This window comes from Pontibacter sp. YIM B11418 (assembly GCF_059278805.1).
On the sequence record NZ_JCAEMH010000001.1, the window covers coordinates 667,232 to 692,128 of the forward strand.

Here is a 24,897-nt window from a genome sequence, read left to right on the forward strand (position 1 = left end):
ATAGCTGCGATCACGACACATACATCAAGTAGAACTACAAAATTTGCTCTTCCGGACTTCCAAGCCTGAGAGCTAGAAAATGGGGACTAAGAAGTCCCCATTTTTTATTTGTGCCGAGTTAAGCGGATATCCATATCCTCAGCAGGTTGGGTTCAGACTCAGAGACCAAAGATAGCAGGAGTGATGATGCACAATACTCGGATTATATTAATTTAGCCAAACTATACACATATTAAGAGAAAAGTATGGATGAGTTTCTTTCTCAGATAGATAATTTGAGATTAATTAAGTTAATCGGTGGAGTTAGCGTAGTAGCCTCTGCAATTCTCCTCTATTCAAGTAAATTAATTAACCAAAGAATCGTACATAAATGGCAAGAATCTAGTAATAAGAAGCTTGAAGAATTAAAAAGTGTATTAAACAAAAACAATTCGGTTATAACTACTTTAACTCAGCAGCATGGCCATAGCTTCCAAAAGCTATTAGACAAAAGAATTGAAGCTGCTGAAATATTTTGGGATGGAATACTTAAGATGAAATCTTCTATCCCTTCTATAGTTTATCTTACCTATCAAGTTTTTATAGATGAAGAATTAAACTTCTCAACCCTCAAGAAGAAGCAAGGCTTTGAATCTGAAATAGGGAATGTTCCTCTAATTAGTTCTAGTATAGAATTAACCAATATTTCTTATAAAATTATCCGTTACAGACCTTTCATTTCTGAACAACTATGGCTTCTTTTGCTTGCATACCAAGGATTTATAGGCAGGACCAGCTACTTGTTAGTAGACGGTTATTTGAAAGAGCATATATGTAATTGGAAAAAAGATCCAGGCACTAAACAAATATTAATGACGGTACTATCCGAAGCAGAATTTGAGTATTTGTCTAATGTAAATCCAAATGCCTACGAATCAACACTTCAAATAATTGAGAGTAAAATTCTGGCAGAAATTAAAAAATTGATATCTAGTGAAAACTTAACAATAAATAGCTTATCCGAGCTACAGAAAATAAATCAGATACTAGAGCAAAAGAATTTTTAACTCAAAACTCTACTCCTTCGAATTTGTAATCCGCGTTTAGAAGAGACTATAACTTATAAGCAGGTAGAGTGCAAATCCGCAATTATAAAAGTTCAGGATTTGCACTCATAAACAGCAGATCATACAACATTAATGCCCATTCAACCCATTCATACCCAGCGACTAGCCCTAGTCCCTTTCACGCTTCCGGTAGCACAGGCACTTTATGCCTTCAACACAGGTATACTTACCCAGATCGGCTTGCAACCCACCCGCTTCTGGCCCGATCAGGAGAGCATGGATACCCTGCCCCGAATCATCAAAAGGCTGGAGCAACTACCGGAGCCAACTGGTTTTGAATCGTGGATGATCGTGCTGAAACACAATGCCACTGTGATTGGCGATGCCGGTTTCAAGGGCGGACCGAATCAGGAAGGGACTGTAGACATCGGTTACTCCATAATCGAGCAGGAACAACAGAAGAGCTATGGACTGGAAACGGCAAGGGCCTTGGTTGATTGGGCCTTCTGGCACCCGGAAGTGAAAGCTGTCACGGCAAACTGCCTGGTGGAAAATATTCCCTCTGCACGCATACTTCAGAAATTAGGTATGGAAGAAGTGGTTCGGGATGATGAATTGGTTTACTGGAGGCTACTCCGCCCGGAAGCTACCAGATAAAACGCAGGTACAGTTAAAAATCTACTTTATACAAATCTTCCATCTGCCGTTGGGTCACGAACCGGGGCATGGCACGGAAGAACGTGTTCCGAAGCTTACCCAGCAGCGGATTTCGCCAGTGCGCCACCTCCCCCAGTGTTCTTGACAGATAAATCACTTTGGCAGTACGGGCCTTACGGCGTTTTTCGTAATTTTTAAGAGCGTTGGCCAGCACAGGCTCCTGCTTTAGGCACTGCGCCAGCACCACGGCATCTTCTATGGCTTGGCAGGCGCCCTGCCCCATGTTGGGCGTTGTGGCGTGGGCGGCATCACCGAGCAACACAACACGACCATACACAAAATGCCTGAGTGGTTTCAGGTCAGCAATATCGTTCCAGATGAGTTGGTCCTGCGAAGTGGAGGCCAGTACGGCTTCTACAGGCGAATGCACTTTTTCGAAGTGCCGGGCCAGTTTTTCGGGCGTCATACGGCGCATTTTCTCGTCGCGCTGCGGGGCGTTGATGCAGGCATACCAGTAAATTTTGTCGCCCTGCAGCGGCGCTATACCTACCCTGCCCTCCGGCGCCCAGGTTTCTGCCGATATCATCTTGTTGATGTCTACTCCTGGGTTCTCGATCACAGCCCGCCAGCAGGTATAGCCGGCGTAGCGCGGGATGCTGTCAGGCACCAGTTGCTGGCGTACCACCGAACTGATGCCATCGGCGGCGATGAGCAGATCGGCGGTAGCGAGGCAGCCATCGGCAAACAGGATCTGCACCTGGTCACCGTGCTGCGTTATTTCCTCGCAGCGCTTGCCCAGCACTACTGTATCCGGCTTGAGGTGGCTCAGGAGTACTTCATGCAGGTCGGCGCGGTGAATCACAAAATTGTTGATGCCATACCTGCTGCTCAAGGGACGGGTATCCATGTTGCTGATTTCGCGGCCGTGCTCGTCAAAAATAACCAGCGCATCGAGTTGCTTCCCTCTGGCCACCACGTCGTCCATCACACCTAATCGCTGAAGTCCTTGCATGGCATTGGCCGCCAGTCCTACGCCCGCTCCCAGCCCTTTGAACTTAGGAGCCGCCTCGTAAACGGTGGCTTCTATACCTGCCTGCTGCAGTGCAAGCGCCGCGCACAGACCGCCGATTCCACCTCCTACTATAATGGCTTTCATACAAGTTCCTGTTTATACCTTCACTTCATCTTCTACCGAAGACCTGCCAAACACTTTTGCCACCCATCTTGGCAGGAAAACAGAACCCAGTACCAGGTATGGATAGTACGTAATCAGGCGGTAGAGCACCACCACAATATTGCTGAAGCCACCCAGGAATAAGCCAAAGAAGCTCGGGAAAGCCATTTCCACGATACCGGCCCCGCCTGGTGTTATGGCCACCAGCATCACGATCCAGAAAATAAGGTTGCGCGAGATAATGAGCATATGCTCGGCAAGCGTAACGTCGGTAAAGGCTGCAATCAGGCAGTTGAGCAGGAAGTAGCGGGCGCTCCACACGAAAATAGTCGAGATGATGGCCCGGGCCCAGTAGTTAAAGTCTTTGCCGCGCAGTTGCTGCGAAGCCCATATAATTTCGTTGCCATGCTGGTGCGCATTGATGCGCCACTTGCGCAGCAGTTTCCAGCCGGTTAGCTTCAGCAAAATCCACTTGAAGGCACGCGGTCGCACAAACAGCGCGTAGATCATAACAAAGGTATAGGTGGCAATGAGTGAGTAGCTGATATAAAAGGCCATTTTGAGCGCACCCACATCAGAATCCGAAAGTCCTAGACTGGGGAACACCTCGCCCTGGATGAAAAGCAACACAAGGGGTGCCGCTATAATAAAGAACATATTGTCGAGCACGGCCGTGACCATGACGTAGGCCAGCGACTTGCCCAGCGGTATACCTTCTTTGTTGAGCAAAATAGTGGCGATGGTGGAGCCGCCCACTACTGAGGGCGTGATGGCTGAGGCGAACTCCCAGAGCATGATCACATCAAGGCTGCTTCGCCAGCTCAAAAACTTATCGGTCAGGTTGCGAATGCGGTACATGTAGCCCAAGTCACGGATCACGAGCACGAGCAGCGCCGCGGCCAGCCACCACCAGTTAGCCTGAGCTATACCTTTCAGGTCGCCGAGCTTGTCGTCTTTGATGAACAGCCAGGCCGTGGCGCCCAAACCCAGCAGAACCGGAATCAGGATCTTGATCGGACTGAAACTCTTTAATATGGTTTTTTTATTTTGATCCATGTAGGCTATTCTAACCCAGTTCTTCGGCGCTTGCTCTTAAATAGCTGACGTGCAAAACTACTTAACTATTCGGCAACTAGGGAAGTCGGGTTGGCTTTTTAAGGATTTTCTGGCATTGCTATTCCAGAATGAGCTGTATTACCTGGGCCGCCTGCCCTTCGGCTCTGGTAATTATAAAGTCGTTGAACCCGTCGCCTACTTCGATGCCGATCAGGTTGAGTTGCAGCATGTCGAGTATTGCCAGGAAGTTGAAGATCATGCCTATCTTGTCCGGGAAGGCCGAAATGATCTCCGAGAAGGCTATCTTTTCTTTCTCTCCCATCACACGAATTATGTAATCCCGCTGCTCCTCTATGGTATAAGGATAGGTGAGAACGGTATGTTTTGGGCGGCTCTGCTCCTCTTCAAAACGCAGCATTACTTTGTCGAACACGCGCATGAGTTTGTAGAGGCTCAGGTCCTGCAGTTCGTACTCGAAGTGGTTGGCGTTGGCGATCTGCTGTAGCTCTTCGTGCACGTTGCCCCGGTTTTCCTGTGCCAGACGCATGTCTTCCATCTGCCCGAGGTCGCCTAGCACAGCCTTGTACTTCTTATACTCCAACAGGTGCTGTACCAGCTCCTGGCGCGGGTCTATCTCGTTGCCTTCCTCGTCTTTTTCGGTGCGGGGCAGCAGCATTTTGGCCTTGATGCGCATGAGCGTGGCGGCAGTCAGAATAAAGTCGCTGGCCACCTCAATATTGAGCTGCTCCATTTGCCGAATGTAGCCCATAAACTCGTTCGTGATCTGAAAAATCGGAATGTCGTGGATGTCCAGCTCGTCACGCTCGATAAAAAAGAGCAACAGGTCAAACGGCCCCTCAAACAACGGTAATTTAATTTCGAAACTCACTTCTCTGGCCTTTGGTTAATGCGCTGATCGCAACTGATGGACAAAAATACTAATTTATTCGGATGAAATAGCAGCCCAATGGCCACGCTACAAAGGCCGTACCTCCACGATTTCCAAACAAATTAAGCTCACAACTGTATAAGTGTAACATTATCAAGGGGAGTGTTTGCTATTTAGTTCCGTAAAACACCCTACCTGTTGGCAATCAACCGCTTACCACCCGCACACCATACATCGCCGTCGGCTGCCCTGACAGGATAGGGAGGAGAAATAGCAGCTCGTATTCTGATTTTTGCTAACTTTACGTTTTGTCCGGCAGACTGTATTTTGCACAATGCAAACTTTTGCCTGAAAAATTTGTTGGAAGTCTATAATAAAGACATTTCTATGATCATCAAACCAGGAGATCTCCTTGCCTCCATTGACTCGCCTGCCGACCTCCGCGCCCTTAAGCCAGAGCAACTGCTGCAGGTATGCCAGGAGCTAAGGCAATACATAATCGATGTGGTATCGATCCACGGCGGCCACTTTGGGGCCAGCCTTGGGGTGGTGGAACTGACCACGGCGCTGCACTATGTGTTTCAAACCCCTTACGATCAGCTGGTATGGGATGTGGGGCACCAAGCCTACGGACACAAGATCCTGACCGGCCGCCGCGACAACTTCCACACTAACCGTAAGTATGGCGGAATCTCTGGTTTTCCGAAGCGTAAAGAAAGCGAATACGACACCTTTGGCGTAGGCCACTCAAGCACCTCCATTTCGGCGGCGCTGGGTATGGCTGTCGCCTCGCAATACAAAAACGAAGAAGACCGCCAGCACATTGCCGTGATCGGTGATGGCGCCCTGACCGGTGGAATGGCCTTCGAAGCCCTGAACCACGGTGGCGCCACTAACGCCAACCTGCTGGTAGTGCTCAACGACAATTGCATGAGCATTGACCCGAATGTGGGTGCTCTGAAAGAATATTTAACTGACATTACCACTTCGCGCACTTACAACAAGCTGCGCGACGAATTGTGGAATGTACTTGGCAAGATCAGCAAATTCGGTCCGAACGCCCAGCACATTGCCTCTAAGGTAGAAAGCGGCATCAAAGCCACGCTATCAAAGCAGAGCAATCTGTTTGAAGGTCTCAACTTCCGCTATTTCGGCCCGATCGATGGGCACGACATCAACCATCTCGTGTCGGTGATGGAAGACCTGAAGCGTATACCTGGTCCGAAGATCCTGCACGTGCTTACCACTAAAGGCAAAGGATTTGCGCTGGCTGAAAAAGACCAGACCAAATGGCACGCGCCGGGTCTGTTCGACAAGATAACGGGCGAAATCTATAAGAAGCAATACGATACACCACAGCCGCCGAAGTACCAGGATGTGTTTGGCCATACGATGGTGGAGCTTGCCGAAAAGAACGACAAGATCATGGGTGTAACACCTGCCATGCCGTCTGGCTGCTCGCTCAACATCATGATGGAGGCCATGCCCGACCGTGCTTTTGACGTAGGTATAGCCGAGCAGCATGCGGTAACTTTCTCTGCAGGTCTGGCTACGCAGGGCATGGTGCCGTTCTGCAACATTTACAGCACGTTTATGCAGCGTGGCTACGACCAGGTGGTGCACGATGTGTGCCTCCAGAACCTGCACGTAGTATTCTGTCTCGACCGTGCCGGCTTTGCCGGTGCCGATGGACCGACGCACCACGGTGCTTACGACATTGCCTACATGCGCTGCATCCCGAACATGGTGGTAGCCGCCCCGATGAACGAGCAGGAACTGCGTAACATGATGTATACCGCTTCGCAGGAAGGTGCTGGTCCGTTTACGATCCGTTACCCGCGTGGCGAAGGTGTGATGCCAAACTGGCGTACTCCGCTGGAACTGCAGCAGGTAGGTAAAGGACGCACCGTGCAGGAAGGCGAAGAAGTAGCGATCCTGACATTCGGACACATTGGTAATTATGCCGTGGATGTTTGCCAGAAACTGAGCTATGACGGTATCAACCCGGGCCACTACGACATGCGCTATTGCAAGCCACTGGACGAGGAGCTGTTGCACCACATTTTCAGCAAGTATAGCAAAGTGATCACTGTAGAAGACGGCTGCCTGCAAGGCGGTTTCGGAAGCGCGGTGCTGGAGTTCATGGTCGACAACGGCTATACCTCGCAGGTGAAACGCCTCGGCATGCCTGACCAGGTGTTCGAGCACGGCTCACAACTGGAACTACACCGCGATGCTGGCTTCGACCCGGCTGCTATCGAGAACACCGTAAGGGAGATGATCGGTGTGGCAGTGAAGGTATAGTTTCCTGACAAAGGACTTTTTGAAAAAAGACATAAGACAAACCCCGCAGTTCTTTAGGAGCCGCGGGGTTTTTATTTGGAATATGGGTATAGGGACAGGTCGCGACCTGCCCGAGGTATACTTTGCAATGAAACAAGAAATTATCCTTTGCGATACACATTCCAACACATACTTTTATAACGACACAATTATTTATGCACGATTCGAACAGGTCGCGGCCTATACCTACAAAGAAATACCATAAACTATGACAAAACATACGACCTATACCTCTGCCGGCTCCGGCGACACACTCGTTTTCCTGCACGGCTTCTGCGAAAGCACAGAAGTTTGGTATGAATTCACAAAACCACTGCAAAAGCAATTCCGGGTAGTGGCGCTGGACCTGCCCGGCTTCGGCGGCAATACCTCAGGTATAGCCGATTACAGCATGGAAGGTATGGCCGACTATGTGAAGGAAAAGCTGGAAGAACTCGGCATTAAAAAATGCATTCTGGTTGGCCACTCCATGGGCGGCTATGTGAGTATGGCTTTCGCTGAGAAGTATAGCAGCATGCTCAACGGCGTTTGCCTTTTCCACTCCTCTGCCCTCCCCGACACCGACGAGAAGAAAGATAACCGCAACAAGACCATCGAGTTTGTAGAGAAACACGGCGTAGAGAAGTTCATGCAGTCCTTCATTGAACCACTCTTCTATAGTGAAAATCGTGACCGACTGAAGAAAGAAATCGCGTTAATGAAAAAGATCGGCACCAACACACCGAAAGAAAGCGTAACCGGAGGCCTTGCCGCCATGCGCGACCGCAAAGACCGAACTGACATACTGGCTGCTGCAAAGTATCCGTTTCTATTCATCTTCGGAAAAGACGATGGAGCCGTTCCACTCGACAAAGCCCTGGAGCAATGTCACCTCCCCGACAACAGCATGGTCTATTTCCTGGGGCAGACCGGCCACATGGGCATGTTCGAGCGCACCTACGAAACACGCAAAGCACTGGAGAAATTCGCTGAAACGATTTATGGGTGAGGGTTGAATTGCTAAATGGCTATATTGTTAAATTGTTGATTGCTGGGTGCATAATTAACCTGCCTCTCCTTTGTATATGGCTCCAGTCTCAGTGAGGTTTCATCACGATTCGGACAGGTATAATGATGCAAGATTCAGCAGGGATGATTGGCCTTTACAGGCATTCATAATTTTATAAAAGGCTCTTCGGGACATCCATGTCCCGAAGCAAACTGTTGGGGATGTCCACATCCCCGTATGTAGGTTAAGATTTGCAGGTATACGGGGACAAGAATGTCCCCGGCAGAAATTCTTCCGGACACGGATGTCCGGAAGAGCAGTTTTAGAAATACTTCCGGACGTAGACGTCCGAAAGAGCGTCTGGATTGCTCTAAACACGAAAGACGTTACAGTGTAACGTCGCCGCATTTTAACTTTTTAGCTTTTAAATTTTCTAACTTCCCGATTCCCTAACTCTCAGACCCCTCAACTCTCAAACTTCCTTGCTCCAACAAACCTTAGCTCCGCCCGCCCGAATCTTGCCTACGCTTGTGTTTTCGCAGTTTGCGGGTACTTCGCTTTGGTTTGCCGGCAATGCAGTATTACCGGAGCTGCAGGAATCGCTGCAGTTGCAGGATGGGGCGCTGGCTTTGCTAACCTCAGCGGTGCAGTTGGGCTTTATAGCAGGTACGCTGGTATTTGCTTTTCTTTCGCTGGCCGATCGGGTGTCGCCGCGTCTGCTGTTCTTGCTTTGTGCTTTGCTTGGTGCTGTGGCCAATGCTGTGGTGATATTCGCGGCCAAAGATCTTTATGCTGTGCTGTTACTCCGGGCGCTGACGGGCTTTTTACTGGCAGGCATCTACCCGGTAGGCATGAAGATAGCGGCCAGTTGGTATAGCACAGGACTCGGGAAAGCCATTGGCTACCTGGTAGGCGCGCTGGTGCTGGGCACTGCTTTTCCGCATTTGATCCGGGCATTGGGTGCTTCGTTGCCCTGGCAGCAGGTGCTGGGAACGATAAGCGCATTGGCAGCAGCAGGCGGCTTGCTCCTATACCTGCTTGTGCCCGACGGACCATACCTGAAAAAAGGCGCCACATTCAGGATCGGAAACATGTTGCAGGCTTTTCGTGATCGCGGATTCAGCTCTGCTGCCTTTGGTTACTTTGGCCATATGTGGGAACTCTATACCTTGTGGGCTTTCACACCGCTTATCCTAACCCTGTCACTCCCCCAACTTTCCAGTAGCGAGGTGTCGGCTTATAGCTTTGCTGTGATCGCGGCCGGCGCGGTTGGCTGTATAGGCGGTGGTTATCTGTCGCAGGTATGGGGAAGCGCGCGGGTGGCCTTTGTGCAATTATTACTTTCAGGCTTGTGCTGCCTGCTTTCGCTGCTCGTGCTGCAACTAGGATCGTCACAACTTATCATACCATTTCTGCTCTTCTGGGGCATTGTGGTGGCAGGCGATTCACCGCAGTTTTCAGCCCTGACAGCCCAGACTGCCCCGCCGCAACTGGTTGGCACCGCACTCACTATTGTAGTAGCCATTGGTTTTGCCATTACGGTGGTCAGCATCCAGCTCACAGGTTTTTTGCTCACCCAGTTGCCGCTACACTATACTCTGGCGCTACTGGCTATCGGCCCGATGCTGGGTTTGTTGGGTCTGCGTCGCCTGGTATAGTGTGCCCCGCGGCCCTTCCGGCTATACCTTAAGTAATGGCCTATACCTATCCGGCCAATAAAAAAGCCGGCTCAAAATTGGGCCGGCTTTTCTGCTCAAAATATACTTTGCTTTTATACCTTATTCGGCTTTCATCTCCATCTTGGAGCCATCACCTGCCACAAGGTCCATCTCTTTATCCGTCAGTTTCTCTACTGTAAAGTTCTGCGACTCGTTAGCGCCCTCAAACGTAAGAGACAGGCGTCTGCCCGCCTGGTCGTAGGTCCAGGTGCCGGTTTGGAGAGAGCCACCGCCCCCCATGGCAAAACGACCGTCCGAGTAGAACTGCATGGTTTCGTCCTTTTCGTCCGAGGTTAGTTTGTCTTTGTCGCCGGAGGCTGTTGTTTCTTTGGCGGCTTTCCAGGTCTTGCTGCTGCCACCTGATATCATGTTGGCGTTGCCGGCGTTGTCTTTGTCACCGCCGCAGCTCGTCATAAAAGCCATCAGCACGAAGGCCATTACAAATGTAAAGTAGGCTTTCACCTGTTTCAGATTCCTGTTCATTTTATTCATAGTTTATTGGTTATACTTTCCTGCGCCTGTTTACTTAAGCGGCGTGCATAGAGTACGGTTAAAACTTTTTTAAAGTTGATGAAAGCTATATAATCTGGCAGGAATACAATGAGATACAACCATGCAAACCATTTGGCGTATCTATTTAAGCAGTGCGCTTTTACAGCTGCACCATAAAAACTGTTTACTGACATTATAAGAATTTGAAATATGGGATTGCGTGATTTTTTTAAGAAAGGGGACAAGGAACCCGTTAAGGCTCCAAACCCTACCAACCGCCAGCCAGGCGATGGCTCATTTTTTAACCAGCAGTCGCCTCAGCAACCAGGGGCACAGCCAGCAACAGGCCAGGACACTTATACCGTAAAGAGTGGTGACTCGCTTTCTAAAATTGCTAAGCACTACTACGGTGATGCCAACGCCTGGAAAAAGATTTACGAGGCAAACAAGGCAACTATCGGCAGCAACCCTGACCTGATCAAACCAGGCCAGCAGTTTGTAATTCCGAAGCAGTAGGTTTGCTCAAGTTAAAACAGAAAGGGCCGGCTTTATTAAGCTGGCCCTTTCTGTTTTAACTAAAAAACTCACCATCTGTAAATGTTAGAGAACGGGTCCGGCATGCGGGGAGATGGAGGTTGTACATGTTGTGTACGCACACTAAATCTAATTGGAAGGATCATTTCAGACGCTATTGGTTTTCCTAGCCTCGTAGCCGGGTTCCAGGCTGGCATGCTGTTTACAAACCGCAGCCCTTCTTCATCAACCTTAGGATGTACGCTTTTCTTAACCGTGGCATCCTTCACCTGCCCGTCTTCCATCACAGTAAAACTTATCATTAGTAAACCTTCTATTTTATTCCTCCCCATATAGGTACTTGATGGTCCCTTGAAGTTTTTCTTTGTGTACTCAAACAAGTCACCTTTGAAACTAGCTTCTATAACTGGTACCCCATATTGCAACGTGTCGACTTCACCATTACTTCTACGCTGCACAACCTGGAAATAATAATCTGCAGGCGCAACATCCGACTGCGGCAGATCCACTTTTGTAATCTGACATCCCAACAAATCAGCTGCAACCGGATATTTGGCCGCATAATACTTCGGATCAGTTCTCCATTGCTCTATATAAAAAAGATAGTCTGGCAAACTCACTAAATGCATTAAATCATCTTTACTGATAGTCGGCACCCCATTTACATAAATTGTACCACTCAGAATTTTGCCTTTGCTATCATATATCTGCTCAAGCTCCATTTTTCCGCTAGCATCTGTAAGTCGCCACCAACCTGTCTTATAGCCGTCAACGAACATACCTTCCAGTATGGAGGTACCCTTTCCATTTGCCGCCGCAAAAGGTGCTTTATACTCTCCTTGACCGTCTTTTACGAGCTGATTCCCGGTTTCGCTCCAAAGATTATTCACCCGCATCTCTTCTCCGTTCAGCGTTACATCTGCCAAAGGCGTTCCCGAAGCACTCCAAAACTTCCAGTTCCCGGTTGGAACATTTTCAGAAAAATTGCCCTCACAATCCACCTGACCATTAGGATGGTAGAAAACCCACTTACCCCACTTCTTGCCCTGCGCATTATAATAGCCTTTGGCCATAACTGTGTTATCTGCATAGTAATCGGTAACGACATGCTGAAACAAAGGAGCGCCCAGGTGCTGCATTTCCTTCACTTCAGCAGAGAAGTAGGTCAGCCGCTTAGCCACAGCGTCCTTTGGTGAGGTAATTTGCCAATCGGCATTGTAATGAAGTATCACGGCTTTGTACTCTGGTTCTTCGTCTCGTTGAGCGAAAGCCTGCGCCGTCAAAAAAAGAAGCAGAACAGCGAGTAAAGTATGTTTCATAAAAAGGGTGGGGTTGCTGATTCAAACATAATCAAAAAAGCCCGCGAGGGCATATAGTCCTGCGGGCTTTTGAGAAATCAATAAGTACTCTTTAATAGCTTAGAAACGCTCGTCGGCCGAGAAGTAGAAGTCGCCTTCGATCTGTGCGTTTTCGTCAGAGTCAGAGCCGTGTACGGCGTTGGCTTCGATAGACTTGGCGTATACCTTACGGATGGTGCCTTCTTCAGCCTGGGCCGGGTTAGTAGCACCGATCAGCTTACGGAAATCTTCTACTGCGTTGTCTTTCTCCAGGATCATGGCTACGATCGGGCCGGAAGACATGTATTTTACCAGGTCACCGTAGAAAGGACGCTCCTTGTGCACTTCGTAAAACTTGCCGGCACGCTCCTCAGTCAGTCTTGTCTTCTTCATCGCCACGATGCGGAAGCCGCCTTCCTCGATCATTTTAGTAATGCCACCGATGTTGTTATCTGCAACCGCATCCGGCTTAATCATGGTAAATGTGATGTTTCCAGCCATGTCTATTGTGTTAATGTGTGTATGTTTCGTTTCGAAGGTGCAAAATTAGCGCATTTAGCTTAATTATAGCAGTACTTGGCCCATACTTTCTGCAAATATTTATGCCGATGCGCATACTGCTATACCTGCAGGCTATACCTTGGTAATACTTTCAGAACGGCCTGGAGCGTCTTAAAACGCTATTTTTTTATTGCATTAGAAGTTATTTCTTCAGAAATTCGCGCCTTATATCCCTATTAATCAGCGGATTTATAACAAGCTTTATGCATGACATTAATGCTCTCAAAGAGCTCCTGAGAGAACCTAAAGAGGTGATGATCACCACACACCACAAACCAGACGCCGATGCGTTGGGTTCGTCGCTGGGTCTGGCCGGCTACCTCAAAAAGCTCGGGCACCGGGTTACGGTTATTACGCCTTCCGACTACCCGAGCTTTCTTACCTGGATGGAGGGCAATGATGATGTACTCGCTTACTCAGAGAAAAACGACGCTTTGGTGCAGCGCATCATCGCAGAGTCGCAGGTGATTTTCTGCCTCGACTTCTCTAACCTGTCGCGCATCCACGAAATGGGTGATTACATCCGCAATGCCAAAGGCACTAAAGTGCTGATAGACCACCACCTGCAGCCGGAGGATTTCGCTGACCTGGATTTCTCTAACCCACAGGCCGCCGCTACCGCCGAACTGGTTTACGACCTGATCAAGGCGCTGGGCGATGGCGACAAGATTGACACAGGTATAGGTGAGTGCCTGTATGCCGGCATCATGACCGATACTGGCTCATTCCGACACCCGAGCACCTCTAAAAACGTGCACCTGATCATTGCCGACCTGCTGCACATCGGGGTAAACACCTCCAACATCCACCGTCTTATCTACGACAGCTCCACAGAAATGCGCTTGCGTTTTCTGGGTTATGCCCTTAAAGATAAGTTAGTGGTGCACCACGAGTACAGAACAGCTTATATTACCATTACGGCCGAAGAGCTGAAGGCTTACGACTCCAAAACCGGCGATACGGAAGGCCTCGTGAACTTTGCACTCTCCATTGAGGGCATTGTTTTTGCAGCCGTGATCATCGACCGTGTGCAGGCCGTGAAGATGTCTTTCCGCTCTGTAGGCAATTTTTCAGTAAATGAGTTTGCCCGCGCCAACTTCAACGGCGGCGGACACAAAAATGCAGCCGGCGGCATGTCGCTCGACACCCTCGAGAACACCGTGGCCAAATTCGAAAGCCTGCTGCCACAGTACAAAGAGCAGTTGCAGGCTTCCTGTTAAGTAACAAACACTTTATCCAACCTATAACCGATGCTATTTAAATCAAAGTTCTTACTGCCGGTACTAGCCGGTGCCATGTTGCTGCAATCTTGTGGCGACAAAAACAAAAGCGACGAATTTCGCACTACGGCTGACGGCCTAGCTTATAAAGTATATGAGCAGAAAGATGGTGAGTATGTGAACCGTGGCGAAATTGCTACCAACGACACCTCAGGCGCCCGTCTGGGTCAGGTGATCACGATGCACATGTCGTACCGCACCGCCGATGACTCTGTGCTGTTCGATTCCCGCAAGCAGGGCCAGCCAGTGATGCTCCCGGTAATGGAGCCAACCTTTAAAGGCAGTCTGGAAAACGCCCTGACCATGATGCGTGCTGGTGACAGCGGCGTGTTCAAGATCAGTGTAGACTCACTTTTCGCCAACACTTTCAACCAGCCGATGCCTCCGTTTGTGAAGCCGGGCACACACTTTACTTTCTTCCTGAAAGCTGACAAAATTCAGTCTGAGCAGGAAGCCGTAGCCGACCAGCAGAAAATGTTCGAAGAGCAGATGCTGGCCCAGCAGGAGCGTGCTAAGGAGCAAATCAAAGTTGACGACGCTAAAATTCAGGAGTACATCAAAGAAAAAGGCCTGAAGAACGTACAGAAAACCGACGCTGGTGTGTACTACGTTATAACAGAGCAAGGCAAAGGCCCGAAAGCCAAAGCCGGCGACAACGTATCGGTGCATTACAAACTGTCTTTCCTGGACGGCAAGGAGCTTGAGTCTTCTTACGACAACCCGATGAGCGGTGGTCAGCCATTCACTTTCCCGCTTGGCCAGGGCCAGGTGATACCAGGTTGGGACGATGGCATTGCGCAGCTGAACAAAGGAAGCAAAGCCATTCTGCTTATACCTTCTCCGCTGGCTTACGGCGAGCAGGCACGCGGCGAGCAAATGCCAGCCAACTCGATCCTGCGTTTCGACGTGGAACTTGTGGACATCAAAAACTAATTTCAGAATACCTTTAACCCGATTACCATGCACCTGACACATCCAAAGCAGAAATTGAGCACTTGGTTTGCAAAGGCTCTCTTCTTCTTCGTAGTGGTGGTTTCGTTTTCATCCTGCAAGGAAGAAAACGAAAACCCTTATTATATAACGCCTGAGCAGATCGAAGCCCAGAAAAAGGTAGACGAGGAGACGATCAGAAAGTACTTCAGGACCAACAATGTGGATACGACCAAAGTTGTTCGCCTCAACAGCGGCATTTACATCCTGACCAAAAAAGCAGGTGAAGGCGATGTGATTAAGGCCGGGCAGTATGCGGAGGTAAATTACATTGGCCGGAACGTGAGCAACGACGTGTTTGACAGTTCGTTCAGAAGCGGCAAGACGTTTTCGGTGCTGGTAGGTGCGGGTCAAGTGATCAAGGGCTGGGACGAAGGACTGCAGCACATGCGCAAAGGCGAAGAAGCGAACCTGTATATCCCCTCCTACCTGGGGTATGGTATGTACGGTAGCGGTAACATTCCGCCAAACTCCGTGCTGATCTTCGAAATAGACGTGCTGAACGTACGCTAATAGCTATTTTTACTTACACAGAAAAGGCGATGCAAATGCATCGCCTTTTCTGTGTATCAGCTCAGCACTTCCGAAAGGATAGCCAGTGACTTGATTTCGCCCAGCCGCTCCACGTGGAGCTGGTAATAACGGATCAGGATAGAGAGCATTTCTCGGCGTACCTTACCATTAGGTATAGCAGCCTGCGCAGGCGTGCGCAACAACTGGTCGAAGAGCTGCTCATAAGCCTGCAAGGCCAGAACCGGTGGGGCATCGGTCAGCGATTGTGCATTCGGAGAGAAGGCCACTTGCTCTACAATTTCCGTCCCGCTGCTCGGCCCAAAGCCCAGGTGGTGGCTCAGGTGCAGCAGAAAGACCAGGTGAAAATTCTCGAAATGGTCCTGCAACTCGTCAAACTCGATGATGGCGTTGAACAGGAAATGAAAGAGAGCCGGGTTTTCCTCCTCCTCTTTGACAGTGCGCGACACCATCTCTGACAGAAACAGCAAAATGCTGCTCTTGCGGATGTCGAAAGGTATGGTAGCGTATGGATAGGCACTTTTGTACTCTGAAATGCGGGTGATGCCGCCCCTTTGCGAGGTATAGACCACCATATCGAGCAGCGTGAAAGGCTGAAACAGGGCAATGCGGGAGCCCGGGCCTTTTTTACGCACGCTGTTCACGATGTACGACTGCACGCCCAGTTGCTCGGTGTATACCTTGGCGATGATTGACGACTCGCGAAACTTGATATAGTTGAGTACGATGCCTCTTGTCTTGACTAACATTTAATCCAGTACGGCTAATTTAGTATTACAGGTTTGGCGTGCTTCGCAGCCATCAGAAAAGACCAGGTATACGCCAGCTTTTATACGCTTGCCGTTATACTTGCGTGCATCTCAGGCGAGTGTACCTCCGATGTCTTCGGCACAGGTATAAAAGTTTCAGGTATAGATCAGGCTTACAGGAAACTGCGTCAAAATTACTAGAGACATTAGGGCCTGGGCCACAGGTATAGCACCCGCTCTTACCTCTTCTGCTTCATGCCTTCCTGAAAGCAGTGCCGGCAACGGGCTTCGTAAGATTCGGTCTCGCCCAGGAGCACCTGCTGCTCTGAGGGGGAGTTTCTAAAAGAATAAGTTGCAATATCGCCGCACTGCACGCAAATAGCATGCACCTTGGTCACGTACTCGGCTACGGCCATCAAGGCCGGCATCGGGCCGAAAGGCTTGCCCAGGTAATCCATGTCCAGGCCTGCGGCTATTACGCGCACGCCGCTGTTGGCCAGCTTCACGCATACCTCGGCCAGACCGTCGTCAAAGAACTGCGCTTCGTCTATACCTACCACATCGCAGCTGCCGCCCAGCAACAGCATGTCCTGGGCAAAATCTATCGGCGTAGAGCGTATGGCATTGGCGTTGTGCGACACCACATCCTCCTCGTGGTAGCGCTTGTCAATCGTCGGCTTAAAGATCTCCACCTTCTGCTTGGCAATCTTGGCCCTGTTCAGCCGCCGGATCAGCTCTTCGGTCTTCCCCGAAAACATCGATCCGCAGATCACCTCTATCCACCCTCTTCTGATTGCGTGGTTATCATTCCCAACGCGTGGTTCTATAAACATCTACTAATATGTAATGGCTGATTTGGCTAGTTGCTATACTTCATGTGCGGGAGCATGGTCTGCCGGGGCACACGGCCCTGGGCGTCTCCGCTCACTAATGTACATTGGCAAGTAAGTCTTTCGTTATCCTGCAGGCGGCCTCTGCTACGGTAGCGCTCTTCGCTGTCGGTGAGTGGCCCGAAATGATCCAAACCCTCCTGCACCACAATACGGCAGGTGGTGCAGCGGCCTTTGGCGCCGCAGGCGTGCATCCAATCAATGCCATCGGCTTGCAGGGCCTGCAGCAGCGTTTGACCGGGTGCCACCTCTACCTGCCGATTGAACAGGTTTTGCACCGTTAAATTTGGCATATTATTTATTAACTTTACGAAAGAAAGGTATACCAATGGAAGACAAATATAATCAATTAAGGCTTGAACGTTACAGCAAAGAACTGGCAAATGTACTTTGCGACCGCCACTTTGCTGCACACGACACCATTAACGGACCCCAACTAATTGGCTTTACGCCCATTAAACAGGTCAATTTGTTTGTGATAAAAGAGCTTCTGCTTAAGTGGCACCACGAGATGGCCAACCTGCGCAGTCCGTATTTTGACTATGAACATGAGGAGGTGAAAGAGGCGCTGCTCAACTTTATGAACGTGCTCTCGCGCAAAATCCTCATCAAACGCGACGCCTTTGAGCCCCTGCTTCAAAAAGCGATCCTCGACACGTTCCTGCTCAAACTATCCCCTGCAACCATGTTCGAAGAGAAGTTCCTGCGCATCCAGGAGGACATCACCCTGTCCAAACTGCAGGAAAACCTCAAGTACATTGACCTGGATAAGTCTCTGTTTGCGGGTTTTGTGGGTACGCTCTCCCCTTCTAACCGCGACCGCGACTACATCCTGAGCCGCTTCAGGCTATACCTGAACGCCAACCGCGACAGCATTGCGCCACTGGCTGAGGTGCTGCAGGCATTCAATAGCCTGTTGCCGATTACGGAGGAAGAGATCAGGCAACAACAGATATCACCTCTGGCCGCCTACGCCGCTTCTGTAGCTAAGCCTACGCCAGCCGCTCCAATCGAAGAGAAAGACGTGGTAGCGCCCATTCATATGGCGCAGCGTGAGGCTTCTATACCTGTAGCAGCGCCTGCTCCAGCACCAGCCATGGCAGCAGCGCCCCGGCCTGCCGCCATGTCCGACAACAACCTGAACGAGCGCTTCAAAGCGGCGGAGCGGCCTACCATGAACGAAAGGTTCAGCAAACCGGCCACCGCTTCTCTCGGCGACTCGCTGGGCAATGGCAAGATTGAGTCGCTCAAAAACTCGATTTCGATCAACCAGCGTTTCAGCTTCATCAACGAGCTGTTTGATGGCGATAACATGACCTACTACAACACGATTCAGCAGTTGGACCAGTTCAGGAGCCCGGACGAGGCGACGCACTTTATCACCAACGACCTGGCCCGCAGGTATGACTGGAGCAAAAAGCAGGACAGCGTGAACAAGCTGCTTCGTCTGATCGAGCGCAAGTTCGCCTAGGCGCAGGCCATACATATCACATAAAAGACCTGTCCTTCGGGAGCAGGTCTTTTTTTTATGCCTATCAGCTTTAGCCTCAATCCGCTACCCCGCCCCATTTTTTACCAAAGCAAAATAATTCAATCCAGGTATACCTCAGGCGTTGCAAATACGGATTCGAAACATTATTTATGCATTTTCTTTGGGGGCTGGAGCAGAGGCCACGGCGTTTTTATGTATCTGTTCGGAAAGAAAACAGTATACTTTATGCAACACCCAAAGATTAACCGCTCGTACTAACAATTCAAAATAACCTTATTATCAGCCATGAGAGACGATTTCGATTACGATGACGACTTAGATTACAGCTTCGATGATGAAGAGGAGGAGGATGACTTCGGGATGACCTTCGAAGAGGATTTATACCTGATGATACGGGAGAAACTCCGCGACACCATTCAAGAGTTCAAGGGCGAATACCCTGCCCTGAAAAAGCTGGAGACGCACGTGAGTAGTTTTAAGGTGAATGCCAAGAACACAGACGACTCTAAATTCTACCCACTGGCAGCCAAACTGCTGCTGGAACACATAAAACCACTAACCCAGGACTCAGAAGAGATTTTGGAAATTTACGAGAATATGCAAACCGACATTGGCCGCTTCAAAAACCAGCGCGCCCATGGCCATGAAGGAGAATTTTACCTGACTGCTTAGAATAGAACCCGAAAGCACTTATAGAAAAAGCCGCCCTATACCTAAAGGGCGGCTTTTTCTATATATGAATATAATTTATTTCTAATATTTATACCTATTTCATTAAACGGGCAAAGTTTTTGCTACCTAATTTACAATCCTATAAATCTAATTACCGTAGGTATAGTACCAATTGTCCCGATTTATAATAAAACCGATACAAGGCAGGTTGGCTTCGTATAAGAATTAATATTTATTTACCTTTGTACCGGACTTACATGCAACCTTTTGGTGCCTCCGGGAATCCTGGATATAGTTAACACCAATTATCAGCTGTGATACACTCGCTACGACTCAACACGAAAATAAACAAACTTAATACTCCAGCAGGAATGGCAGTAACACGACTTCTTGGTGGTGAAAGGCACCTTATCCAGACGGTGGATAAGAAGCTGATACTTACGACGCATCGCGTGATGATGCGGCAGAACAACTGGCTTTTCAGAAGCTACCAGTCTGTGATGCTCGAAGACATTACTTCCTGGCAGATCAAAGCCACAGGCAAGCCCCTATACCTGGCGCTGAGCGTCGTTTCGGCCTTTTTCGTTTACTTCAACGATGTATTTGCCCTCCTCAGCGGCTTCTTCCTGATGCTATACCTGATGACCCGGCAGCATCGCATTCATATCGAAGCACCCTACACCACCATGATCCTGCCAATTGAAGATGTGGAGGAAAACAGGCTCAACAGCATGATTGAGCTGGTGCGGCAAGCCAAGCGGGAGCGCATGGAAACGTTGAAGCAACAGGCAGAAAACCCCATTGCATTCGAGACAAATCATAAAAAGAGCGCCTAGGGCGCTCTTTTCTTTTTAGCCCTTTTTTATGCTTCACCCGCACAGCCAGAGGCATTTAATTGCGACCGTCCCTTAGAGTTGCTATATTTAGGGCCTTTAAATGCCATTGAGCTATGCCAGCAGAAGAATTAGTATACCCGGACCAGGTGAAAGACCACCAGCAAAAGATAAAGCAAGTGGTTCAGGAAGTGGGGAAAGTGGTGGTCGGACAGTCCTATATGGTTAGTCGTCTGCTCATTGGTTTGTTCACCGGCGGCCACATTTTGCTGGAAGGCGTACCCGGACTGGCCAAAACGCTCACGATTAACTCACTGGCGCGCGCCCTGCGCCTCGATTTTCAGCGCATCCAGTTCACCCCCGATCTGCTACCCTCTGACCTGATCGGCACCATGATCTATAACCAGAACGCCTCGCAGTTTGAGGTAAAGAAGGGACCTATTTTCGCTAACCTGATCCTGGCCGACGAAGTGAACCGCTCCCCGGCCAAGGTACAGTCGGCCTTGCTGGAGGCCATGCAGGAAAAGCAGGTGACCATCGGTGAGACCACTTATAAGCTTGATCTTCCTTTCCTTGTTTTAGCCACCCAAAACCCGGTGGAGCACGAAGGTACCTACCCGCTGCCCGAGGCGCAGGTCGACCGTTTCATGATGAAGGTATACATCGACTACCCCAAGAAATCGGATGAGCTGGAGATTATGCGCCGCATGGCCAACATGGCCTTTAACGACACAGTGAACAAGGTGCTCTCCAAGGAGGATATCTTTGCCATCCGCAGTGAGATCAACCAGGTGCAGATTTCGGAGACGCTGGAAAAGTACATCATTGAACTCGTGTTTGCGACCCGCCGCCCTGCCGAGTACGATCTCAGCGAGTTTGCCGACTATATTCAGTTTGGTGTTTCGCCGCGTGCCAGCATTGCCATGAACCGAGCCGCCAAAGCCATCGCCTACTTCGACGATCGCGACTATGTGCTGCCCGAAGACATTAAGGAAGTAGCCCACGACGTAATGAACCACCGCATCATCCTCAACTACGAAGCGGAGGCCGACGGCATCAAAACCAAAGACTTCATCGAGGCGATCCTACGTAAAGTTCCAATCAGCTAAGGTATACCTATACCTGCAGGTATAAGGACGAGTGCATTACTATAGCATCTCCTTTCATAACAAGCGTCTATACCTTTCCGTAAGTTTTAACCCCGACTGTTCGGTGCAGATGCGCAGTACAGCCGGGGTTATGTATTTTCTAACTAAGGTATAAACTATGTTAAGAGGCTTATTCAGGTTCTGGCTGCTAAGTAAATTGTTTGGCGGCCGGGGCGGTGCAGGTGGCGGAAGAGGACGTGGCGGTTGCGGTGGTATTGGGTGCCTGGGCATTATCGTACTCGCCGTACTAGCCTATTTTCTGTTTCAATATCTGGGCGGAGGTGCAGGCACCACAGCAGACTTTTAAGGTATGGCTTTGGATAGAAGGTATACCTTATTTGCCTGACCCCGCAGGTATAGACAACAAAAAAAGGCCCGCTCTTTCGAGGCGGGCCTTGTGCGTAGTGTGGGAGACTAAGCCACACCACTATTGATTGTCGCAATTGATCTCACCCATAATGCGCAATCATTTTCTTATAAAGACAGGATTGATGCAGCAAAACTATACCTGCAATATTAGCTGTAGATTATTGTAAGGTTACTATATTGTTAAAATCTATCCTGGCTACCATCCGGCTGCCTCTATAACAGCTGCTTTTACCTCTCACTGCTGCCAAAGCCAGCCCATCAAATTCAATATTATCTGTATATCAACAGGTTATAAATAAATATTAGGTTTAATTAATAGAAACTTAACCCCTCAGTAATATTGAGGTAATATAGCACCTCTACTTTTGTCGCATTAATCAGACTACAAATACAATGCGACAGAATCTCACCACAGTTCTATTTTTCCTGCTATCCGCTTTCCTTTCTGTGCATGCGCAGACTGGCAGCATTCAGGGAGCCATCAAAGACGCCACGAACGGCGAAGAGTTGATTGGCGCTATCATCAAAGTGCAGGGAACGGGGCTGGGCGCTCCTTCGGATGCCTTCGGTAACTTCCGCATCGACAATATAAAAGAAGGTACCTATACCTTAGAAGTCAATAGCTTATCCTACGCGCCTAAAACGATTGCCGACGTGATCGTGACGGCAGGCAAAACCGCAACAGTTAATGTGGCAATGGAGCAGAACACATCGCAACTGGCGGAGGTGACCATAACAGCTAAAGGGAACAGGGAAACCGAGCATATTCTGCTATTAGATCAAAAGAAAGCCGTAATAGCGACACAGGCCATCGGCGCACAGGAACTCTCCCGAAAAGGGGTTAGTGATGCCGAAGGCGCGGTTGCCAAGATCTCAGGCATTTCAAAAAGCGACGGTTTAAAGAATGTATTCGTTCGCGGCCTGGGCGACCGCTATAACACGACCACCCTGAACGGCTTTGCCATACCTTCTGAAGACCCTGAATTTAAGAACATATCACTCGATTTTTTCACGAGCGATATGATTAAGTCGGTTGATGTGAACAAGGTATTCTCGGCATCTATGAATGGCGATGTGGGCGGCGCTTTGATCAATATCAATTCCAAAGAACTTGTTGATGACAATGCCTTTCAAATCGGGATCTCAACCGGTATAAACAGCCAGGTACCAGGCAGCAACTTCTCGCTTCCAAGTGGCATGAACAAATTTGGTTACGCCACTGCATCTGGCATACCGGCAAGCCAGAACGGCGAGGAGTATGTAACAAATCATTCTTTTAACAACTCGCTTGACCCGGCACAGAAAAGCCCGCTCCTCAATGGAGGCGTTTCCTTTTCGGGAGGTAGCAGATTCCTGAACAAACACCGCTTTTCTATAATGGGCTCTATGGATAACAAGTACCATTACCAGGAAGGTGTTGCCCGATTGATTACAGCAACCAACCCAGAGAATCCTTTCCGCGATTTCGATTACCAGCAATCTATGCGCAGCGCCTCTCACATGCTGGCGGGCAACCTGGAGTTTAACCTCAACAGCAGCCAACTGAATTTCAATTCTCTATACCTGCACACCGCCACGGCTGCCGCCTACGACTTCTATGGCAAGGAAACAGAGATATTCCAGAAAGCGGAGGATTATAATTCCGAAGGCCACCAGAGGCGCCTGCAGGTCAACGACAACTCGGTTTTTATAAACCAGCTCATCTGGAACGGAGACCTCTCGGACAGAATAAAATATAACATAGGTGCTGCGGTAAACCACGTGATCGGCCAGGAGCCTGACCGCAGAATCTTCATGTTGCCGTCTATCGGAAACGGCATGGTGGAACTAGGTATGGGGGAAGGAAGAAACCAACGCTTCAACAGCAAATTAACAGAAACTGCTTTCATCCCTAAAGTTAACCTGCAATACGCGCTTTCGGCAGACCCTGAAAAACTGTCTTACGTCGAAGTCGGCTATAACGGCAGGGTAAGTTTCAAGGACTTCTCGGCCCCTACTTACAACCTTATCTGGTCAGGCGGACAAGGCACGCTCCCCACTTTCAGGTTAGATGATATCCGCCTCGACCCATACTTTAACCAAGAGAGTCTGGCCAATGGCAATTTCCGGATGGAACACTTCAACGACACCTACGATGTTGAGTGGAATAACCATGGTGCCTATGTTGACATGGTACACAAGGTTGGAAACAAGCTTACTTTAAATGCAGGGGTAAGGGCAGATGATGTTAACATGAAGATCAACTATAATGTTAACCGCGGCGCTGACCAAGGATCTAATACAATAGATGAACTCTTCCTATCGCCCAGCTTTAATGCCAAGTACGAGCTCGACGATAAAAACCATATCAGAACAGGCATCAGCCGCACCTATACCTTGCCGCAGGATAGAGAGGTATCGCCCTTCATTTACCAGGGAATCTTTGGCCCGGAGAATGGCAACCCGAATCTGGAACCTTCCACCAATTACAACTTCGACCTGAAGTGGGACTTTTATCCGTCAGCAGGCGAGCAGATGTCGGTGAATGCTTTTTACAAACACATTCTCAACCCAATTGCACGGGTTGACCAGGGCAACTCAGCAGGCCTGAGAACCTACGACAACGTGTCGGATAACGCAGTGGCAGCCGGTCTTGAGGTAGAAGTGCGGAAATCGCTGATGAACCTTGCCGAGAAGCATCGTTTGAATGCCGGCCTGAATGCGTCCTACATCCACACGAACGTAAATCTCCCAAGCTTTTTTACTGAAACCTCCTCTACTCTGGAAGGTGCCGCACCTTACATTCTTAATGCGGACCTGACTTACAATCTGGTAACCGACAAAAATGTGGACGTAACATCTGCGCTGGTGCTGAACTACCTGAGCGACAAAGTACACACCCTGGGTACACGTGGCTTCAACAACCTGATCGAAAAAAGCATCACGACCCTGGACTTTGTTACCGCAGTGGGCCTTAACGAGCACCTTAAGTTCAATTTAAAAGCCAAAAACCTCTTAAACCCTGCCTATAAGCTCACCAGAGAAGGTGCCGGCTCAGATACCAATGCTCAAAGCGTTACAATCGGCAGCTATAAGCGAGGCGTTCAATTCGATTTCGGAGTGACCTACCAGTTTTAACAATTCAATAACGTTCCGGTCACATTCAGTT

At 49.3% G+C, this 24,897-nt stretch carries 25 protein-coding genes; 16 read left to right on the top strand and 9 right to left on the bottom strand.

Annotated elements, in window-relative coordinates:
- Nucleotides 1-245 precede the first annotated feature (245 nt).
- Nucleotides 246-1,046 carry a hypothetical protein gene (locus AC4QZR_RS02990; RefSeq protein ID WP_494479560.1) on the top strand — a complete coding sequence of 267 codons (801 nt, stop codon included), beginning with the start codon at nt 246-248 and terminating at the stop codon, nt 1,044-1,046.
- Nucleotides 1,047-1,178: 132 nt separating this feature from the next.
- On the top strand, nt 1,179-1,703 hold the full coding sequence (locus AC4QZR_RS02995; RefSeq protein WP_494479561.1) for a GNAT family N-acetyltransferase: 525 nt from the start codon (nt 1,179-1,181) through the stop codon (nt 1,701-1,703).
- Nucleotides 1,704-1,716: 13 nt separating this feature from the next.
- On the opposite strand, the gene AC4QZR_RS03000 is transcribed toward AC4QZR_RS02995, so the two are convergent.
- The 3 genes from AC4QZR_RS03000 to AC4QZR_RS03010 form a co-directional block, all read right to left on the bottom strand.
- Nucleotides 1,717-2,859 (bottom strand): FAD-dependent monooxygenase, encoded by a 1,143-nt coding sequence (locus AC4QZR_RS03000; protein WP_494479562.1) that lies wholly within the window; start codon nt 2,857-2,859, stop codon nt 1,717-1,719.
- 12 nt (nt 2,860-2,871) lie between these two features.
- A complete protein-coding gene (locus AC4QZR_RS03005; protein WP_494479563.1) occupies nt 2,872-3,933 on the bottom strand; it encodes a lysylphosphatidylglycerol synthase transmembrane domain-containing protein in 1,062 nt (353 codons plus the stop codon).
- A gap of 118 nt (nt 3,934-4,051) precedes the next feature.
- Nucleotides 4,052-4,822: a segregation and condensation protein A gene (locus AC4QZR_RS03010; RefSeq protein WP_494479564.1), complete on the bottom strand. Its 771-nt coding sequence runs from the start codon at nt 4,820-4,822 to the stop codon at nt 4,052-4,054.
- 387 nt (nt 4,823-5,209) lie between these two features.
- On the opposite strand from AC4QZR_RS03010, the gene dxs reads away from it, so the two are divergent.
- The 3 genes from dxs (at nt 5,210) to AC4QZR_RS03025 (ending at nt 9,811) form a co-directional block, all read left to right on the top strand.
- Complete coding sequence (gene dxs, locus AC4QZR_RS03015; protein WP_494479565.1) at nt 5,210-7,126, top strand: 1-deoxy-D-xylulose-5-phosphate synthase; 1,917 nt, start codon at nt 5,210-5,212, stop codon at nt 7,124-7,126.
- Nucleotides 7,127-7,373: 247 nt separating this feature from the next.
- The gene (locus AC4QZR_RS03020) at nt 7,374-8,153 is read left to right on the top strand and encodes an alpha/beta fold hydrolase (protein ID WP_494479566.1); all 780 of its coding nucleotides are present in this window, start codon (nt 7,374-7,376) and stop codon (nt 8,151-8,153) included.
- A gap of 518 nt (nt 8,154-8,671) precedes the next feature.
- The gene (locus AC4QZR_RS03025) at nt 8,672-9,811 is read left to right on the top strand and encodes an MFS transporter (RefSeq protein WP_494479567.1); all 1,140 of its coding nucleotides are present in this window, start codon (nt 8,672-8,674) and stop codon (nt 9,809-9,811) included.
- Nucleotides 9,812-9,931: 120 nt separating this feature from the next.
- On the opposite strand, the gene AC4QZR_RS03030 is transcribed toward AC4QZR_RS03025, so the two are convergent.
- The gene (locus tag AC4QZR_RS03030) at nt 9,932-10,363 is read right to left on the bottom strand and encodes a lipocalin family protein (RefSeq protein ID WP_253400970.1); all 432 of its coding nucleotides are present in this window, start codon (nt 10,361-10,363) and stop codon (nt 9,932-9,934) included.
- Nucleotides 10,364-10,573: 210 nt separating this feature from the next.
- Here AC4QZR_RS03030 and AC4QZR_RS03035 point away from each other — a divergent pair, with 210 nt between their 5' ends.
- Entirely contained in the window at nt 10,574-10,879 is a 306-nt protein-coding gene (locus AC4QZR_RS03035; protein WP_253400971.1) for a LysM peptidoglycan-binding domain-containing protein, read from the top strand.
- A 68-nt stretch (nt 10,880-10,947) separates the two neighbouring features.
- On the opposite strand, the gene AC4QZR_RS03040 is transcribed toward AC4QZR_RS03035, so the two are convergent.
- Complete coding sequence (locus AC4QZR_RS03040; protein WP_494479568.1) at nt 10,948-12,216, bottom strand: energy transducer TonB; 1,269 nt, start codon at nt 12,214-12,216, stop codon at nt 10,948-10,950.
- Nucleotides 12,217-12,315: 99 nt separating this feature from the next.
- Nucleotides 12,316-12,735, bottom strand: a complete 420-nt coding sequence (locus AC4QZR_RS03045) for a nucleoside-diphosphate kinase (protein WP_220625955.1) — start codon at nt 12,733-12,735, stop codon at nt 12,316-12,318.
- A gap of 263 nt (nt 12,736-12,998) precedes the next feature.
- On the opposite strand from AC4QZR_RS03045, the gene AC4QZR_RS03050 reads away from it, so the two are divergent.
- Genes AC4QZR_RS03050 through AC4QZR_RS03060 form a run of 3 tightly spaced genes read left to right on the top strand, consistent with a single transcriptional unit; the run spans nt 12,999 to nt 15,578 of the window.
- The gene (locus AC4QZR_RS03050) at nt 12,999-14,015 is read left to right on the top strand and encodes a DHH family phosphoesterase (RefSeq protein WP_253400973.1); all 1,017 of its coding nucleotides are present in this window, start codon (nt 12,999-13,001) and stop codon (nt 14,013-14,015) included.
- A 30-nt stretch (nt 14,016-14,045) separates the two neighbouring features.
- Nucleotides 14,046-15,008, top strand: a complete 963-nt coding sequence (locus AC4QZR_RS03055) for an FKBP-type peptidyl-prolyl cis-trans isomerase (protein ID WP_494479569.1) — start codon at nt 14,046-14,048, stop codon at nt 15,006-15,008.
- Between the two features lie 27 nt (nt 15,009-15,035).
- Nucleotides 15,036-15,578, top strand: a complete 543-nt coding sequence (locus tag AC4QZR_RS03060; protein WP_494479570.1) for an FKBP-type peptidyl-prolyl cis-trans isomerase — start codon at nt 15,036-15,038, stop codon at nt 15,576-15,578.
- Nucleotides 15,579-15,634: 56 nt separating this feature from the next.
- Here AC4QZR_RS03060 and recO read toward each other — a convergent pair whose 3' ends face one another.
- The gene (recO, locus tag AC4QZR_RS03065; RefSeq protein ID WP_494479571.1) at nt 15,635-16,345 is read right to left on the bottom strand and encodes a DNA repair protein RecO; all 711 of its coding nucleotides are present in this window, start codon (nt 16,343-16,345) and stop codon (nt 15,635-15,637) included.
- 33 nt (nt 16,346-16,378) lie between these two features.
- On the opposite strand from recO, the gene AC4QZR_RS03070 reads away from it, so the two are divergent.
- Complete coding sequence (locus AC4QZR_RS03070) at nt 16,379-16,546, top strand: hypothetical protein (RefSeq protein WP_494479572.1); 168 nt, start codon at nt 16,379-16,381, stop codon at nt 16,544-16,546.
- A gap of 38 nt (nt 16,547-16,584) precedes the next feature.
- Here AC4QZR_RS03070 and AC4QZR_RS03075 read toward each other — a convergent pair whose 3' ends face one another.
- Nucleotides 16,585-17,178, bottom strand: a complete 594-nt coding sequence (locus AC4QZR_RS03075; RefSeq protein ID WP_188500443.1) for a thymidine kinase — start codon at nt 17,176-17,178, stop codon at nt 16,585-16,587.
- 26 nt (nt 17,179-17,204) lie between these two features.
- Nucleotides 17,205-17,528: a 2Fe-2S iron-sulfur cluster-binding protein gene (locus AC4QZR_RS03080; RefSeq protein WP_494479573.1), complete on the bottom strand. Its 324-nt coding sequence runs from the start codon at nt 17,526-17,528 to the stop codon at nt 17,205-17,207.
- Nucleotides 17,529-17,563: 35 nt separating this feature from the next.
- Between AC4QZR_RS03080 and AC4QZR_RS03085 the strand changes: the two genes are divergently transcribed.
- The 6 genes from AC4QZR_RS03085 to AC4QZR_RS03110 all read left to right on the top strand — a co-directional run bounded on the left by AC4QZR_RS03085 (nt 17,564) and on the right by AC4QZR_RS03110 (nt 24,866).
- The gene (locus tag AC4QZR_RS03085; RefSeq protein ID WP_494479574.1) at nt 17,564-18,706 is read left to right on the top strand and encodes a DUF8457 domain-containing protein; all 1,143 of its coding nucleotides are present in this window, start codon (nt 17,564-17,566) and stop codon (nt 18,704-18,706) included.
- 306 nt (nt 18,707-19,012) lie between these two features.
- A complete protein-coding gene (locus tag AC4QZR_RS03090) occupies nt 19,013-19,399 on the top strand; it encodes a hypothetical protein (RefSeq protein WP_253400980.1) in 387 nt (128 codons plus the stop codon).
- Nucleotides 19,400-19,770: 371 nt separating this feature from the next.
- Nucleotides 19,771-20,235, top strand: a complete 465-nt coding sequence (locus tag AC4QZR_RS03095) for a hypothetical protein (RefSeq protein WP_494479575.1) — start codon at nt 19,771-19,773, stop codon at nt 20,233-20,235.
- Nucleotides 20,236-20,348: 113 nt separating this feature from the next.
- On the top strand, nt 20,349-21,341 hold the full coding sequence (locus AC4QZR_RS03100; protein WP_253400982.1) for an AAA family ATPase: 993 nt from the start codon (nt 20,349-20,351) through the stop codon (nt 21,339-21,341).
- 157 nt (nt 21,342-21,498) lie between these two features.
- Nucleotides 21,499-21,687, top strand: a complete 189-nt coding sequence (locus AC4QZR_RS03105; RefSeq protein ID WP_494479576.1) for a hypothetical protein — start codon at nt 21,499-21,501, stop codon at nt 21,685-21,687.
- Nucleotides 21,688-22,142: 455 nt separating this feature from the next.
- The gene (locus AC4QZR_RS03110) at nt 22,143-24,866 is read left to right on the top strand and encodes a TonB-dependent receptor (protein WP_494479577.1); all 2,724 of its coding nucleotides are present in this window, start codon (nt 22,143-22,145) and stop codon (nt 24,864-24,866) included.
- The last annotated feature ends 31 nt before the right edge of the window (nt 24,867-24,897 follow it).

Excerpts from the sequence above, each read along its gene's own strand:
- AC4QZR_RS03045 (WP_220625955.1), bottom strand. The coding sequence starts at position 12,735 with ATGGCTGGAAACATCACATTTACCATGATTAAGCCGGATGCGGTTGCA.
- AC4QZR_RS03095 (WP_494479575.1), top strand. The coding sequence starts at position 19,771 with ATGGCAGTAACACGACTTCTTGGTGGTGAAAGGCACCTTATCCAGACG.
- AC4QZR_RS03050 (WP_253400973.1), top strand. The coding sequence starts at position 12,999 with ATGCATGACATTAATGCTCTCAAAGAGCTCCTGAGAGAACCTAAAGAG.
- AC4QZR_RS02990 (WP_494479560.1), top strand. The coding sequence starts at position 246 with ATGGATGAGTTTCTTTCTCAGATAGATAATTTGAGATTAATTAAGTTA.
- AC4QZR_RS03105 (WP_494479576.1), top strand. The coding sequence starts at position 21,499 with ATGTTAAGAGGCTTATTCAGGTTCTGGCTGCTAAGTAAATTGTTTGGC.
- AC4QZR_RS03055 (WP_494479569.1), top strand. The coding sequence starts at position 14,046 with ATGCTATTTAAATCAAAGTTCTTACTGCCGGTACTAGCCGGTGCCATG.
- AC4QZR_RS03020 (WP_494479566.1), top strand. The coding sequence starts at position 7,374 with ATGACAAAACATACGACCTATACCTCTGCCGGCTCCGGCGACACACTC.
- AC4QZR_RS03035 (WP_253400971.1), top strand. The coding sequence starts at position 10,574 with ATGGGATTGCGTGATTTTTTTAAGAAAGGGGACAAGGAACCCGTTAAG.
- AC4QZR_RS02995 (WP_494479561.1), top strand. The coding sequence starts at position 1,179 with ATGCCCATTCAACCCATTCATACCCAGCGACTAGCCCTAGTCCCTTTC.
- recO (WP_494479571.1), bottom strand. The coding sequence starts at position 16,345 with ATGTTAGTCAAGACAAGAGGCATCGTACTCAACTATATCAAGTTTCGC.
- AC4QZR_RS03030 (WP_253400970.1), bottom strand. The coding sequence starts at position 10,363 with ATGAATAAAATGAACAGGAATCTGAAACAGGTGAAAGCCTACTTTACA.
- AC4QZR_RS03110 (WP_494479577.1), top strand. The coding sequence starts at position 22,143 with ATGCGACAGAATCTCACCACAGTTCTATTTTTCCTGCTATCCGCTTTC.
- AC4QZR_RS03040 (WP_494479568.1), bottom strand. The coding sequence starts at position 12,216 with ATGAAACATACTTTACTCGCTGTTCTGCTTCTTTTTTTGACGGCGCAG.
- AC4QZR_RS03090 (WP_253400980.1), top strand. The coding sequence starts at position 19,013 with ATGAGAGACGATTTCGATTACGATGACGACTTAGATTACAGCTTCGAT.
- AC4QZR_RS03085 (WP_494479574.1), top strand. The coding sequence starts at position 17,564 with ATGGAAGACAAATATAATCAATTAAGGCTTGAACGTTACAGCAAAGAA.
- AC4QZR_RS03060 (WP_494479570.1), top strand. The coding sequence starts at position 15,036 with ATGCACCTGACACATCCAAAGCAGAAATTGAGCACTTGGTTTGCAAAG.
- AC4QZR_RS03000 (WP_494479562.1), bottom strand. The coding sequence starts at position 2,859 with ATGAAAGCCATTATAGTAGGAGGTGGAATCGGCGGTCTGTGCGCGGCG.
- AC4QZR_RS03080 (WP_494479573.1), bottom strand. The coding sequence starts at position 17,528 with ATGCCAAATTTAACGGTGCAAAACCTGTTCAATCGGCAGGTAGAGGTG.
- AC4QZR_RS03005 (WP_494479563.1), bottom strand. The coding sequence starts at position 3,933 with ATGGATCAAAATAAAAAAACCATATTAAAGAGTTTCAGTCCGATCAAG.
- AC4QZR_RS03075 (WP_188500443.1), bottom strand. The coding sequence starts at position 17,178 with ATGTTTATAGAACCACGCGTTGGGAATGATAACCACGCAATCAGAAGA.
- AC4QZR_RS03100 (WP_253400982.1), top strand. The coding sequence starts at position 20,349 with ATGCCAGCAGAAGAATTAGTATACCCGGACCAGGTGAAAGACCACCAG.
- dxs (WP_494479565.1), top strand. The coding sequence starts at position 5,210 with ATGATCATCAAACCAGGAGATCTCCTTGCCTCCATTGACTCGCCTGCC.